This window comes from Ureibacillus endophyticus (assembly GCF_024159215.1).
In the GTDB taxonomy this organism is placed as follows: domain Bacteria; phylum Bacillota; class Bacilli; order Bacillales_A; family Planococcaceae; genus Ureibacillus; species Ureibacillus endophyticus.
The window spans coordinates 435,001-448,487 of the sequence record NZ_JAMYWW010000001.1 but is presented as its reverse complement, the minus strand read 5'-3'; the positions used below and the strand labels follow the sequence as shown (position 1 = coordinate 448,487).

The following is a 13,487-nucleotide window of genomic DNA, read 5'->3' as shown; positions in this document are numbered from 1 at the left end:
TTTTATTTGTTCTAAGAGCTACCCTTATTCCTTACCTGCTAAATCCAAAATATAGGAGGACAAAAATATGGGTATCCAATTATTCACTAGTCGAGTAAATGCAAAAGAAAGTTTATCTTTTGATGAAATGGTTCAAGCTGCAGAAATCGTTTTTGATGATAATACTCCAAAAGAAGAAATTAAATCGTTTCTTTTAGCTTTAAGTGAAAAAGGTGAAACAGCTGAAGAAATTGCTGGTCTAGCAACTGTGATGAAAGCAAACGCGGTGGAAGTACCAGTTCCAGAAGGTCGTTATTTAGATAACTGCGGAACAGGTGGAGATGGTTTAAAAACTTTTAATATTAGTACAACATCAGCATTCGTTCTTGCTGCAAATAATGTGCAAGTTGCAAAACACGGCAATCGTAAAATATCCAGTAATTCCGGTAGCTCAGACGTATTACAAGCTTTAGGCATTCATTATGATTTCACGGTCTCAGAATCTGTTGAATTAATCAAACAACAAGGGATTGCCTTTCTCTTTGCACCAGGTGTCCATCCGAAACTAAAACGCATCGGTGAAATTCGTAGAGAAATTGGAAAACCAACAATCTTTAATATGGTTGGTCCACTTACAAATCCAGTTAATTTAAAAGCCCAACTTGTTGGTATTAATCGTCCTGACTTAGTAGAAGATTACGCGAAAGTTTTACGTTTATTAGGACGTGAACGCGCAGTTGTAGTATCAGGTGCTAATGGGATGGATGAGGCTTCACTAAGTTCTGAAAATAAACTTGCATTATTAGAAAATGGTGAGATCAAACCATTTTCACTTAATATCGAAAATCTTGGTCTCTCCCCTGCCCCAATAAGCGCACTTGTTGGCAGTACGCCAGAAGATAACGCGGTAATTTTAAGAGATTTATTAAAGGGAAAACAAAGTCCGTATTTTGATGCCGTTTTACTTAATTCAGGTCTTGGTTTCTTCGCTTATGGTACGGCAGCTACAGTTAAAGAAGGAATCGACATGGCTCGAGAAAGCATTTTCTCTGGTAAAGCACTTCAAAAACTTGAAGCAATTGTGGAATTTAGCCAATCGATTTTAAAGGAGCGTGCAGTGTAAATGACGATTTTACAAACAATCTTAGAATATAAAGAAACCTTAATTCCACAGCTACTTGCAAACGAACCAAATTTTAATGTGGCATCAATATCACGCATTTCATTGTACGACGCTTTACGTAAATCTGATACGTTACAAGTAATTTCTGAAATGAAACGTGCTTCTCCTTCTAAAGGATTAATCAATGAAGGAGCAAACCCTGTTGAACAAGCGAAAAAGTATGAACAGGCAGGAGCTGTTTGTATTTCTGTTTTAACTGAAGATAAATTTTTTAAAGGATCATTTCAAGATTTAGCTGATATTGCAAACAACGTAAATATCCCGCTTTTAAATAAAGACTTTATCATTCACGAAGTCCAAATTGATTATGCAAAAGCAGCAGGTGCATCGGTGATTTTATTAATTGTTGCTGCATTGCCTGATGATAAGCTAAAGGCTCTGTATGATTATGCGACCACTTTAGGATTGGATGTTTTAGTGGAAGTTCATAACGATGAAGAACTTGACCGCGCATTTGCTATTAATCCAAAAATTATCGGGGTTAACAATCGCGATTTAAAAACATTTAATCTTGACCTTGCCCAAACTGAAAAATTAGCAGAAAAAATTAATGCTCGTAATGACATTGCATTTATTAGTGAAAGTGGGATTTGGGATGTAGAAGATGCCAAAAGAGTTGCTGCAGTGGGTGCTCGCGGTGTATTAGTTGGTGAATCATTAATGCGAAGCGGAAATGTAGAAGAAGCATTAACTTCATTACAAGTTCCCCTTCCCTTTGTCGTAGAGGATGTGAAGTAATGGTTAAGGTGAAAATTTGCGGTTTAAAAGAAGAAAAACATGTACTATCTGCTGTTGATGCTGGTGCTACATGGATCGGTTTTATGTTTGCACCGAGTAAAAGACAAATATCAATTGAACGAGCTGCAGAACTTGCGAATCTTGTTCCCTCTCATGTAAAAAAAGTCGGTGTTTTCGTTAATCCGACTGAGGAACAAGTACGAGAAGCTGTTGATGTAGTGGGACTTGATTATGTGCAATACCATGGCAATGAGGACCCTGATTTTATTTTTAAGTTAGGTTACCCATCTATTAAGGCCCTTTCGATTCGTACTTATGAAGATGTTGAAAAAGCAAGTAAATATAAAGTAGATTACTACTTATTCGATGCACCAGGTACTGATTTCGCTGGTGGCAGTGGTAAAGTTTTCGATTGGTCCTTACTTGATAAGCTTTCTATCTCAAAAGAACGCGTCATTTTAGCAGGCGGTTTAAATAGTGAAAATGTAGGGCGTGCCATTGAACAAGTGCAACCATTTGGCGTGGACGTCTCAAGCGGTGTCGAACGTGAAGGTGTGAAAGATTCTAATTTAATTGAACAATTTATTAAAGCAGCGAAATTAGAAGGAGTGAACAACAGATGACAACAGAAGTAAAAGGTAGATTTGGCCGATTTGGAGGTCAGTTCGTTCCTGAAACATTAATGACAGCATTAAAAGAATTAGAAGAAGCTTATGACAAATTTAAAAATGATGAGTCTTTTCAGCAGGAGCTTCGTTACTATTTAAAAAATTACGTTGGTCGAGAAACTCCCCTTTATTTTGCTGAACGATTAACAGAAGCTTGTGGTGGAGCAAAAATTTATTTAAAACGTGAAGACTTAAATCACACAGGTGCTCACAAAATTAACAACGCTTTAGGTCAGGCACTATTAGCAAAACGTATGGGCAAGAAAAAAATTGTTGCTGAAACAGGGGCTGGTCAACACGGTGTTGCTACTGCTACAGCTTGTGCCCTTCTTAACTTAGAATGTATCGTTTATATGGGGGCAGAAGATGTAAAGCGCCAAGCATTAAACGTATTTCGAATGGAATTACTCGGCACAAAGGTAGTTGCTGTTGAGAAAGGCTCTGCCACATTAAAAGATGCAGTAAACGAAGCATTACGTCATTGGGTTACGAATATCGATGACACTCACTATATTTTAGGTTCTGCACTTGGCCCACATCCTTTCCCTACTATTGTTCGTGACTTCCAACGTGTAATTGGAGATGAAACAAAAGCTCAAATTCTTGAACTTGAAAATCGTCTTCCAAATGCAATTGTTGCATGTGTTGGTGGAGGCAGTAACTCAATTGGCATGTTCTATCCTTTCGTACAAGATACTGAAGTTGCTTTATATGGTGTAGAAGCGGCTGGGCAAGGAATTGAAACAGGAAAACATGCTGCTGCCATTCAAGGAGGCCAAACTGGTGTACTTCATGGTGCCTTTATGTATTTATTACAAGATGAAAACGGGTTTGTAACAGAAGCCCATAGTATCTCGGCAGGACTTGACTACCCAGGTGTTGGACCAGAACATTGTCATCTCCATGAAACGGGCCGTGCTATTTTTGATAGTGTCACAGATGAACAAGCGCTAGAAGGTGTGAAATTGCTTTGTCGTACTGAAGGAATTTTACCTGCATTAGAAAGTTCCCACGCAGTATATTACGCATCACAGTTAGCAAAAACGATGTCACCTGATGAAATTCTTGTTATTTGCTTATCTGGTCGTGGTGATAAAGATGTTCATACCATTTCTGCTGCCCTTGGAGGTGACCTAGCATGAGTCAATTAAAAGAAGCTATCCTTTCCACTACTGCTAAAGGTGATAAAGCATTTATTCCTTATATCATGGCGGGAGACGGGGGATTAGAAAAATTACAGCCTACTATCTTAAAACTACAGGAACTTGGTGTTACGGCAATCGAAGTGGGTATTCCTTTTACGGATCCTGTAGCAGATGGACCAACTATTGAACGTGCTGGTGAACGAGCTTTAGCTAACGGTACAACTTTACGTAAAGTAATCGAAACGTTAACAAGTTTTTCGGAGCATATCAAAGTCCCTCTTGTAGCAATGACTTATTTAAATCCGATTTTAGCTTATGGGATTGAAAAATTTTCAGAAGATGCGAAGCTTGCAGGTATAAAAGGCATCATTATTCCAGATATGCCTCTAGAAGAAAGAGATATTGTCTACACTGCTTTAAAGGCTAACGACATTGCTCTTGTACAACTAGTTTCTTTAACAAGTACTCCTGAACGCATTGAACGATTAACGAAAGCAAGTGAAGGTTTTATTTATGCAGTCACTGTTAACGGAATTACCGGCGCTCGCTCAAGTTTTGCTAGTAGACTAGAAGAACATTTCAAAAAAATTCAAGAATATACAGATACACCTGTGTTAGCGGGATTTGGAATCTCAACACCAGAACATGTGAAAAGCTTTAGCGACTTTTCTAGTGGTGTTATTGTCGGCAGTAAAATTGTTGATAGTTTAGTAGCTAATGATTGGGCAACAATTAAAGAATTGGTTAAAGCCTCAAAAGTAGCTGCAGTAAAATAATCAATGAATATAGGAGTTGATTTCTAAATGAGTCAAGTAGCAATTAAAAATGGATATTACGGAGAATTTGGTGGTAGCTTTGTTCCAGAAGATTTACAACAAGTTTTAGAGTACATTGGTGAGCAATATGAAAAATATAAAAACGACCCAGAATTCAATGAGGAATTGGAATATTATCTACGCGAATACGTTGGCCGTGAAAATCCCCTATACTTCGCTGAAAATTTAACGAAACAATTAGGTGGCGCGAAAATCTACCTAAAACGTGAAGATTTAAATCATACTGGATCTCATAAAATTAACAACGTGTTAGGTCAAATTTTATTAGCTAAACGTATGGGTGTAAAACGTGTTATTGCGGAAACTGGAGCTGGTCAACACGGTGTTGCTACTGCTACAGCATGTGCAATGTTTGGAATGGAATGTACCATTTATATGGGGGCAAAAGATACAAAACGCCAAGCATTGAACGTTTTCCGTATGGAGCTTTTAGGTGCAAAAGTTGTTGCCGTTGATAAAGGGCAAGGTTTATTAAAAGAAGCTGTAGACGAGGCTTTCGCAGACTTAGTGGCAAACTATAAAAATACGTTTTATTTAATTGGTTCTGCTGTTGGCCCTACTCCTTACCCAGAAATGGTTGAACATTTCCAATCAATTATTAGTAAAGAGAGCCGTGCTCAACATTTAGAAAAGGAAGGTAGACTCCCTACTGCTGTTATTGCAGCTGTTGGTGGAGGTAGTAATGCTGCAGGTGCCTTTGCCCACTATAAAGAAGATCAAGAAGTCCGTTTAATCGGTGTTGAACCCGCAGGCGCTGCTACACTATCAAAAGGTTCCCCAGCTGTCTTCCATGGTTTCAAAAGCTATGTTTTACAAGACGAAGAAGGCAACTTGCTAGAAACGAATTCAATCGCAGCAGGTCTTGATTATCAAGGTGTTGGTCCTTTACATGCACATTTACATTCAACGGGTCGTGGTGAGTATGTAACGGTAACAAACGAAGAAGTACTTGATGCCTTCCAAACACTTTCTCGCGTAGAAGGAATTATCCCAGCACTAGAAAGTTCTCATGCTGTTGCATATGCTTTAAAGTTTGCTCCAACACTTTCGCCTGAAGACAGCATTATTGTCAATGTATCAGGGCGTGGCGATAAAGATGTAGAGCAAGTATTTGAAATGTTAAATAAATAATAAAATAAGGCTAGGAGAATTCAATTTCTCCTAGCCAACTTTTATGATATTTTTCTAAATTTTTGTTTTAGCTTATCTAACATATCAATCGTCATTTTCTCTAAATCATACTCAGCTTTGAATCCCCACTCTTCTACCGCTGCTGAAGAATCAATTGCATTCGGCCAGCTATCTGCAATTTTTTGACGAACAGGATCCACATCATATCTTATTTTAAATGAAGGAATATGTTTTCGAATTTCATCAGCAATTTGAGAAGGTTCGAAACTCATAGCTGAAATATTAAATGCATTACGATGTTTTAACTTTGAACCATCTGCTTCCATTAAATCAACTATCGCCTGCAGAGCATCTGGCATATACATCATATCCATATACGTACCTTCTGCAATATAAGATGTATAACTTCCATTTTCAACTGCCTTATAATAGATATCTACTGCATAATCGGTCGTTCCCCCACCAGGTGGCGTCACATATGAAATCAATCCTGGAAAACGAACGCCTCTTGTATCAACTCCAAAACGAGTATAATAATAGTCGCACAATAGTTCCCCAGCAACTTTATTGATTCCATACATCGTTGTAGGACGTTGAAGTGTGTCTTGTGGCGTGTTATCTTTCGGAGTTGTCGGTCCAAAGGCACCAATTGAACTTGGTGTGAAAAATTGTAAATCTAATTCTCTCGATACTTCTAATGCATTCATTAAACCGCCCATATTGAGATTCCATGCAAATAACGGATTTTTTTCTGCCGTTGCAGAAAGTAAAGCAGCCATATGGATAAGCGTATCTGCACCAAACTGCTTCGCAAGTTCATACATACGATCCGCATCTGTTACATCCAGAATTTCAAATGGTCCTCCAACATTCGTATCCTTACGTATGTCCGTTGATAAAACATTATCTTCTCCATAAATGTCACGTAACTTTACAACTAACTCAGATCCAATCTGACCTAAAGCACCCGTTACCATTATTTTTTTCATGTTGTCGCCTCCTCTGATGAAAAACAATTGTCCATTCTAAAAATACACAAAATCGTTGATATATCAACATCTTTAATGATTTTCATTATAATCCGTTCTTTACAAAAAGACAATATATAATAAAATTTTTTAACAAACTTGGGCTTCCTTCTCTTATCATATGCAATAGGAGTTTTAGATGTAATAGCTTATATTTCTTATTCAGCAAGGAATGTATGCATTTAAAATGACATCCATTTCCTTTTAGTTAATATTTATTAAACAGAATTAATTTTGAACGAACAATAAAGTGAATTTAGAGGAAAAGGCTATTATATAAGTAAGTATTTCTGCAGTTTATTAGTAGCGGTAGTTATTGTAAGTTCATCAATGTTACAATTACATAGGTTTCTAGGTACACAAAAAAGGCTATATGAGAGTTCATAGTGAACTTTCATATAGCCTTCATGTTTTTACTTTTATGACCCGTACGGGATTCGAACCCGTGTTACCGCCGTGAAAGGGCGGTGTCTTAACCACTTGACCAACGGGCCAGAATATTATGCTTTCTGGCGGAGAAGGAGGGATTTGAACCCTCGCGCCGGTTACCCGACCTACACCCTTAGCAGGGGCGCCTCTTCAGCCTCTTGAGTACTTCCCCAAAATGGCTCCGAAGGTAGGACTCGAACCTACGACCAACCGGTTAACAGCCGGTTGCTCTACCACTGAGCTACTTCGGAATATTTAGAAATGGTGGGTCGAGACGGAATCGAACCGCCGACACTTTGAGCTTCAGTCAAATGCTCTACCAACTGAGCTATCGACCCACTTTATGGCGGTCCCGACCGGGATCGAACCGGCGATCTCCTGCGTGACAGGCAGGCATGTTAACCGCTACACCACGGGACCATTATTACTAACTATTTAAATAAGATGGCGGAGGAAGAGGGATTCGAACCCCCGCGCGGTTTAACCCGCCTGTCGGTTTTCAAGACCGATCCCTTCAGCCGGACTTGGGTATTCCTCCACTTTTAATAAATGGCGGCAGAGGGGATCGAACCCCCGACCTTACGGGTATGAACCGTACGCTCTAGCCAGCTGAGCTACGCCGCCATATTGTATATTCTAATTTTGGTGGAGCCTAGCGGGATCGAACCGCTGACCTCCTGCGTGCAAGGCAGGCGCTCTCCCAGCTGAGCTAAGGCCCCATTATTTAACATCTAAATTGATATTGGATGGTCGGGAAGACAGGATTCGAACCTGCGACCCCTTGGTCCCAAACCAAGTGCTCTACCAAGCTGAGCTACTTCCCGCAAAATTCCCGGGCGTTAGAAACCACATATATCTTTAACCGTAGCCAAACGCTCAAATTAATGGTGCCGAGGACCGGAATCGAACCGGTACGGTAGTCACCTACCGCAGGATTTTAAGTCCTGTGCGTCTGCCAGTTCCGCCACCCCGGCACATTTGGAGCGGAAGACGGGGTTCGAACCCGCGACCCCCACCTTGGCAAGGTGGTGTTCTACCACTGAACTACTTCCGCATGTGCTAAAAATTTATGATTTAATTAAATGGTGCGGGTGAAGGGAGTCGAACCCCCACGCCTTGCGGCGCTAGATCCTAAGTCTAGTGCGTCTGCCAATTCCGCCACACCCGCAATATAAAACTGGTGAGCCATGAAGGACTTGAACCTTCGACCCTCTGATTAAAAGTCAGATGCTCTACCACTGAGCTAATGGCTCTAAATAATGGTGCCGGCGATAGGAGTCGAACCCACGACCTACTGATTACAAGTCAGTTGCTCTACCAACTGAGCTACACCGGCATAATATGGTGGAGGATGACGGGCTCGAACCGCCGACCCCCTGCTTGTAAGGCAGGTGCTCTCCCAGCTGAGCTAATCCTCCTGGGAATTAAATTTTATGACCCGTACGGGATTCGAACCCGTGTTACCGCCGTGAAAGGGCGGTGTCTTAACCACTTGACCAACGGGCCATGGCTCCGAAGGTAGGACTCGAACCTACGACCAACCGGTTAACAGCCGGTTGCTCTACCACTGAGCTACTTCGGAATAATACATGGTGGGCCTAAATGGACTTGAACCATCGACCTCACGCTTATCAGGCGTGCGCTCTAACCAGCTGAGCTATAGGCCCCAATTGGAGCGGGTGATGAGAATCGAACTCACGACATCAGCTTGGAAGGCTGAGGTTTTACCATTAAACTACACCCGCAATAATGGCGGTCCCGACCGGGATCGAACCGGCGATCTCCTGCGTGACAGGCAGGCATGTTAACCGCTACACCACGGGACCATTTGGTTGCGGGGACAGGATTTGAACCTGTGACCTTCGGGTTATGAGCCCGACGAGCTACCGAACTGCTCCACCCCGCGGAAATATTATATTCTAAAATTAAAATATTGTATTACGCATATAGTTTTCATTTGAACCGTCACGATTTCGTTTAGTGAATTCAAGATGTTTGCGAAATCGTTACGCTGAAGCATCGCTACGAAGTTGATTCGTTCGTGCTCCACCCCGCGATAATATTATTTAATTTTTTTATTGGTGGAGCCTAGCGGGATCGAACCGCTGACCTCCTGCGTGCAAGGCAGGCGCTCTCCCAGCTGAGCTAAGGCCCCAAAATAATATATTTGGCGCGCCCGGCAGGAGTCGAACCCACAACCTTCTGATCCGTAGTCAGACGCTCTATCCAATTGAGCTACGGGCGCTAAATGGCTGGGGTACTAGGATTCGAACCTAGGCATGACGGAATCAAAATCCGTTGCCTTACCGCTTGGCTATACCCCAATATTTTAAAATTATTTAATTTAATTTAATTTAATGGGGCGACTGATGGGAATCGAACCCACGAATGTCGGAACCACAATCCGATGCGTTAACCACTTCGCCACAATCGCCATCGTGTAATAAGTTCAAACAGATATTGGCAGGGGCAGTAGGAATCGAACCCACACCAAAGGTTTTGGAGACCTCTATTCTACCGTTGAACTATGCCCCTACTTTAAAGTAGATGGTGGAGGGGGACGGATTCGAACCGCCGAACCCGAAGGAGCGGATTTACAGTCCGCCGCGTTTAGCCACTTCGCTACCCCTCCAGAAAGGATGCCGGCGATAGGAGTCGAACCCACGACCTACTGATTACAAGTCAGTTGCTCTACCAACTGAGCTACACCGGCATATATGGTGGAGGATGACGGGCTCGAACCGCCGACCCCCTGCTTGTAAGGCAGGTGCTCTCCCAGCTGAGCTAATCCTCCATTTTTGAAACAAGCGAAGCGACGTCCTACTCTCACAGGGGGAAGCCCCCAACTACCATCGGCGCTAAAGAGCTTAACTTCCGTGTTCGGTATGGGAACGGGTGTGACCTCTTTGCCATCATCACTTCACTTGTCCATGGATGTACTGGCTTCGCCGTTGCAACATGGATGTTGCGCTCTTAGGCGAAGTTCCTATTTCATTTTTGAGAGCTTGTACTCTCAAAACTGGATAAAGACATTGACTAACGACCATTCAAGTTAGTGGTTAAGTCCTCGATCGATTAGTATTCGTCAGCTCCATGTGTCGCCACACTTCCACCTCGAACCTATCTACCTCATCGTCTTTGAGGGATCTTACTTACTTACGTAATGGGAAATCTCATCTTGAGGGGGGCTTCATGCTTAGATGCTTTCAGCACTTATCCCGTCCATACATAGCTACCCAGCGATGCCTTTGGCAAGACAACTGGTACACCAGCGGTATGTCCATCCCGGTCCTCTCGTACTAAGGACAGCTCCTCTCAAATTTCCTACGCCCACGACGGATAGGGACCGAACTGTCTCACGACGTTCTGAACCCAGCTCGCGTACCGCTTTAATGGGCGAACAGCCCAACCCTTGGGACCGACTACAGCCCCAGGATGCGATGAGCCGACATCGAGGTGCCAAACCTCCCCGTCGATGTGGACTCTTGGGGGAGATAAGCCTGTTATCCCCGGGGTAGCTTTTATCCGTTGAGCGATGGCCCTTCCATGCGGAACCACCGGATCACTAAGCCCGTCTTTCGACCCTGCTCGACTTGTAGGTCTCGCAGTCAAGCTCCCTTGTGCCTTTACACTCTACGAATGATTTCCAACCATTCTGAGGGAACCTTTGGGCGCCTCCGTTACCTTTTAGGAGGCGACCGCCCCAGTCAAACTGTCCACCTGACACTGTCTCCTACCCCGATAAGGGGTACGGGTTAGAATTTCAACACAACCAGGGTAGTATCCCACCGACGCCTCCCTCGAAGCTGGCGCTCCGAGTTCTCTGGCTCCTACCTATCCTGTACAAGTTGTGCCAAAATTCAATATCAGGCTACAGTAAAGCTCCACGGGGTCTTTCCGTCCTGTCGCGGGTAACCTGCATCTTCACAGGTACTATAATTTCACCGAGTCTCTCGTTGAGACAGTGCCCAGATCGTTACGCCTTTCGTGCGGGTCGGAACTTACCCGACAAGGAATTTCGCTACCTTAGGACCGTTATAGTTACGGCCGCCGTTTACTGGGGCTTCAATTCAGAGCTTCGCTTACGCTAACCCCTCCTCTTAACCTTCCAGCACCGGGCAGGCGTCAGCCCCTATACGTCACCTTACGGTTTTGCAGAGACCTGTGTTTTTGCTAAACAGTCGCCTGGGCCTATTCACTGCGGCTCTCTTTCGAGAGCACCCCTTCTCCCGAAGTTACGGGGTCATTTTGCCGAGTTCCTTAACGAGAGTTCTCTCGCACACCTTAGGATTCTCTCCTCGACTACCTGTGTCGGTTTGCGGTACGGGCACCTCCCGCCTCGCTAGAGGCTTTTCTTGGCAGTGTGAAATCAGGTACTTCGCTCTTAAAGAGCTCCCCATTACAGCTCAACGTTACAGGAAGCGGATTTGCCTACTTCCACGCCTTACTGCTTGGGCGTGCACAACCAATCGCACGCTTACCCTATCCTACTGCGTCCCCCCATTACTCAAACGGCGGGGAGGTGGTACAGGAATATCAACCTGTTGTCCATCGTCTACGCCTGTCGGCCTCGACTTAGGTCCCGACTAACCCTGAGCGGACGAGCCTTCCTCAGGAAACCTTAGTCATACGGTGGATGGGATTCTCACCCATCTTTCGCTACTCATACCGGCATTCTCACTTCTAAGCGCTCCACCAGTCCTTCCGGTCTGACTTCAACGCCCTTAGAACGCTCTCCTACCACGTGCATCTTAGATGCACATCCACAGCTTCGGTGAATCGTTTAGCCCCGATACATTTTCGGCGCAGCGTCACTCGACCAGTGAGCTATTACGCACTCTTTAAATGATGGCTGCTTCTAAGCCAACATCCTGGTTGTCTAAGCAACGCCACATCCTTTTCCACTTAACGATTACTTTGGGACCTTAGCTGGTGGTCTGGGCTGTTTCCCTTTTGACTACGGATCTTATCACTCGCAGTCTGACTCCCGTGTATAAATATCTGGCATTCGGAGTTTGTCTGAATTCGGTAAAGCGAGATGCCCCCCTAGTCCAAACAGTGCTCTACCTCCAGTATTCTCATCACGAGGCTAGCCCTAAAGCTATTTCGGAGAGAACCAGCTATCTCCAAGTTCGATTGGAATTTCTCCGCTACCCACACCTCATCCCCGCACTTTTCAACGTGCGTGGGTTCGGGCCTCCAGTGAGTGTTACCTCACCTTCACCCTGGACATGGGTAGATCACCTGGTTTCGGGTCTACGACCACGTACTCTTTCGCCCTATTCAGACTCGCTTTCGCTGCGGCTCCGTCTTCTCAACTTAACCTTGCACGTAATCGTAACTCGCCGGTTCATTCTACAAAAGGCACGCTATCACCCATTAACGGGCTCTAACTACTTGTAGGCACACGGTTTCAGGTTCTATTTCACTCCCCTCCCGGGGTGCTTTTCACCTTTCCCTCACGGTACTGGTTCACTATCGGTCACTAGGGAGTATTTAGCCTTGGGAGATGGTCCTCCCGGATTCCGACGGAATTTCACGTGTTCCGCCGTACTCAGGATACACTCAAGAGAGAATGGACTTTCGATTACAGGGCTTTTACCTTCTATGGCGGATCTTTCCAAATCGCTTCGCCTAATCCATTCTTTTGTAACTCCATATAGAGTGTCCTACAACCCCAAGAGGCAAGCCTCTTGGTTTGGGCTATTCCCGTTTCGCTCGCCGCTACTCAGGGAATCGAATATTTTCTTTCTCTTCCTCCAGGTACTTAGATGTTTCAGTTCCCTGGGTGTGCCATCATGACGCTATGAATTCACGTCAAGATACTGCTCCATTACGAGCAGTGGGTTCCCCCATTCGGAAATCTCCGGATCAAAGCTTACTTACAGCTCCCCGAAGCATATCGGTGTTAGTACCGTCCTTCATCGGCTCCTAGTGCCAAGGCATTCACCGTGCGCCCTTAATAACTTAACCTAAAAGTTAGTTACACTTCTCAAACAGAGAAGATTTTAAGAACTTACACTCAATCAATTTTGTCTCGACAAAATTGCCGTCCAGATTTTGAATTTTATAAATGTCTGCTATGCAGATGTTTATAAAATTAACTCCTCTCAAAATCTGTGACATCCGTCGGAGACTAATCATATTTAGCGTTAGCTAAATATTGAATGCTTGAATTTTGTTTGTTGCTATCAATGTCGTTTTATCCAGTTTTCAAAGAACAATATAAAGAAAGTCCTATTAATGTCTAGCTCCAAACACCAGCTGACACGTCTACTTCAGTCTTTCGTGCGAAATGCAAGCATTTCTACTCAAGACTTCCAGTATCCGGTTCAGCTAAGCGGTGTTTT

7 protein-coding genes, 29 tRNA genes and 2 rRNA genes are annotated in these 13,487 nt (G+C 43.7%); 6 read left to right on the top strand and 32 right to left on the bottom strand.

The window, feature by feature from the left end:
• The first annotated feature begins 67 nt into the window (after nt 1-67).
• Genes trpD through trpB (NKR20_RS02290) form a run of 6 tightly spaced genes read left to right on the top strand, consistent with a single transcriptional unit; the run spans nt 68 to nt 5,680 of the window.
• Nucleotides 68-1,102: an anthranilate phosphoribosyltransferase gene (gene trpD / locus NKR20_RS02315; protein ID WP_253423185.1), complete on the top strand. Its 1,035-nt coding sequence runs from the start codon at nt 68-70 to the stop codon at nt 1,100-1,102.
• A complete protein-coding gene (gene trpC, locus NKR20_RS02310) occupies nt 1,103-1,900 on the top strand; it encodes an indole-3-glycerol phosphate synthase TrpC (protein ID WP_253423182.1) in 798 nt (265 codons plus the stop codon).
• Complete coding sequence (locus tag NKR20_RS02305; protein WP_253423180.1) at nt 1,900-2,523, top strand: phosphoribosylanthranilate isomerase; 624 nt, start codon at nt 1,900-1,902, stop codon at nt 2,521-2,523. The genes trpC and NKR20_RS02305 overlap by 1 nt, the downstream gene beginning before the upstream one ends.
• Entirely contained in the window at nt 2,520-3,710 is a 1,191-nt protein-coding gene (gene trpB / locus NKR20_RS02300) for a tryptophan synthase subunit beta (protein ID WP_253423178.1), read from the top strand. The genes NKR20_RS02305 and trpB (NKR20_RS02300) overlap by 4 nt, the downstream gene beginning before the upstream one ends.
• On the top strand, nt 3,707-4,489 hold the full coding sequence (trpA, locus tag NKR20_RS02295) for a tryptophan synthase subunit alpha (protein WP_253423176.1): 783 nt from the start codon (nt 3,707-3,709) through the stop codon (nt 4,487-4,489). Before trpB (NKR20_RS02300) ends, trpA begins: the two co-directional genes overlap by 4 nt.
• 27 nt (nt 4,490-4,516) lie before the next feature.
• Complete coding sequence (gene trpB, locus NKR20_RS02290) at nt 4,517-5,680, top strand: tryptophan synthase subunit beta (protein ID WP_253423174.1); 1,164 nt, start codon at nt 4,517-4,519, stop codon at nt 5,678-5,680.
• Between the two features lie 41 nt (nt 5,681-5,721).
• Here trpB (NKR20_RS02290) and NKR20_RS02285 read toward each other — a convergent pair whose 3' ends face one another.
• From NKR20_RS02285 to NKR20_RS02130, 32 genes are all read right to left on the bottom strand, one after another.
• Nucleotides 5,722-6,669 (bottom strand): L-threonine 3-dehydrogenase, encoded by a 948-nt coding sequence (locus NKR20_RS02285; protein ID WP_253423172.1) that lies wholly within the window; start codon nt 6,667-6,669, stop codon nt 5,722-5,724.
• 461 nt (nt 6,670-7,130) lie between these two features.
• Nucleotides 7,131-7,202: transfer RNA gene (locus tag NKR20_RS02280), tRNA-Glu, on the bottom strand.
• 16 nt (nt 7,203-7,218) lie between these two features.
• A tRNA-Ser gene (locus tag NKR20_RS02275) sits at nt 7,219-7,309 on the bottom strand.
• Between the two features lie 4 nt (nt 7,310-7,313).
• A tRNA-Asn gene (locus NKR20_RS02270) sits at nt 7,314-7,388 on the bottom strand.
• 11 nt (nt 7,389-7,399) lie between these two features.
• Nucleotides 7,400-7,475: transfer RNA gene (locus NKR20_RS02265), tRNA-Phe, on the bottom strand.
• 6 nt (nt 7,476-7,481) lie between these two features.
• Nucleotides 7,482-7,557: transfer RNA gene (locus NKR20_RS02260), tRNA-Asp, on the bottom strand.
• A 25-nt stretch (nt 7,558-7,582) separates the two neighbouring features.
• Nucleotides 7,583-7,675: transfer RNA gene (locus NKR20_RS02255), tRNA-Ser, on the bottom strand.
• Nucleotides 7,676-7,687: 12 nt separating this feature from the next.
• A tRNA-Met gene (locus tag NKR20_RS02250) sits at nt 7,688-7,761 on the bottom strand.
• Nucleotides 7,762-7,780: 19 nt separating this feature from the next.
• Nucleotides 7,781-7,856 (bottom strand) — tRNA-Ala (locus NKR20_RS02245).
• Between the two features lie 28 nt (nt 7,857-7,884).
• Nucleotides 7,885-7,961: transfer RNA gene (locus NKR20_RS02240), tRNA-Pro, on the bottom strand.
• Between the two features lie 61 nt (nt 7,962-8,022).
• A tRNA-Leu gene (locus NKR20_RS02235) sits at nt 8,023-8,111 on the bottom strand.
• Nucleotides 8,112-8,116: 5 nt separating this feature from the next.
• Nucleotides 8,117-8,191: transfer RNA gene (locus tag NKR20_RS02230), tRNA-Gly, on the bottom strand.
• Nucleotides 8,192-8,220: 29 nt separating this feature from the next.
• Nucleotides 8,221-8,305: transfer RNA gene (locus NKR20_RS02225), tRNA-Leu, on the bottom strand.
• 10 nt (nt 8,306-8,315) lie between these two features.
• A tRNA-Lys gene (locus NKR20_RS02220) sits at nt 8,316-8,390 on the bottom strand.
• 7 nt (nt 8,391-8,397) lie between these two features.
• Nucleotides 8,398-8,473: transfer RNA gene (locus NKR20_RS02215), tRNA-Thr, on the bottom strand.
• A gap of 6 nt (nt 8,474-8,479) precedes the next feature.
• Nucleotides 8,480-8,555, bottom strand: a tRNA-Val gene (locus NKR20_RS02210).
• 16 nt (nt 8,556-8,571) lie between these two features.
• A tRNA-Glu gene (locus NKR20_RS02205) sits at nt 8,572-8,643 on the bottom strand.
• Between the two features lies 1 nt (nt 8,644).
• Nucleotides 8,645-8,719, bottom strand: a tRNA-Asn gene (locus NKR20_RS02200).
• A gap of 8 nt (nt 8,720-8,727) precedes the next feature.
• Nucleotides 8,728-8,804, bottom strand: a tRNA-Ile gene (locus NKR20_RS02195).
• A 4-nt stretch (nt 8,805-8,808) separates the two neighbouring features.
• A tRNA-Gly gene (locus NKR20_RS02190) sits at nt 8,809-8,882 on the bottom strand.
• A 5-nt stretch (nt 8,883-8,887) separates the two neighbouring features.
• Nucleotides 8,888-8,963: transfer RNA gene (locus NKR20_RS02185), tRNA-Asp, on the bottom strand.
• Between the two features lie 3 nt (nt 8,964-8,966).
• Nucleotides 8,967-9,043, bottom strand: a tRNA-Met gene (locus NKR20_RS02180).
• A gap of 173 nt (nt 9,044-9,216) precedes the next feature.
• Nucleotides 9,217-9,292: transfer RNA gene (locus tag NKR20_RS02175), tRNA-Ala, on the bottom strand.
• A 13-nt stretch (nt 9,293-9,305) separates the two neighbouring features.
• Nucleotides 9,306-9,382: transfer RNA gene (locus tag NKR20_RS02170), tRNA-Arg, on the bottom strand.
• A gap of 4 nt (nt 9,383-9,386) precedes the next feature.
• Nucleotides 9,387-9,461: transfer RNA gene (locus tag NKR20_RS02165), tRNA-Gln, on the bottom strand.
• Between the two features lie 34 nt (nt 9,462-9,495).
• Nucleotides 9,496-9,571: transfer RNA gene (locus tag NKR20_RS02160), tRNA-His, on the bottom strand.
• 27 nt (nt 9,572-9,598) lie between these two features.
• Nucleotides 9,599-9,672: transfer RNA gene (locus NKR20_RS02155), tRNA-Trp, on the bottom strand.
• Nucleotides 9,673-9,685: 13 nt separating this feature from the next.
• A tRNA-Tyr gene (locus NKR20_RS02150) sits at nt 9,686-9,769 on the bottom strand.
• Between the two features lie 8 nt (nt 9,770-9,777).
• Nucleotides 9,778-9,850 (bottom strand) — tRNA-Thr (locus NKR20_RS02145).
• 5 nt (nt 9,851-9,855) lie between these two features.
• Nucleotides 9,856-9,931 (bottom strand) — tRNA-Val (locus NKR20_RS02140).
• A 13-nt stretch (nt 9,932-9,944) separates the two neighbouring features.
• A 5S ribosomal RNA gene (rrf, locus tag NKR20_RS02135) occupies nt 9,945-10,060 on the bottom strand.
• 132 nt (nt 10,061-10,192) lie between these two features.
• A 23S ribosomal RNA gene (locus NKR20_RS02130) occupies nt 10,193-13,110 on the bottom strand.
• Nucleotides 13,111-13,487 lie beyond the last annotated feature (377 nt).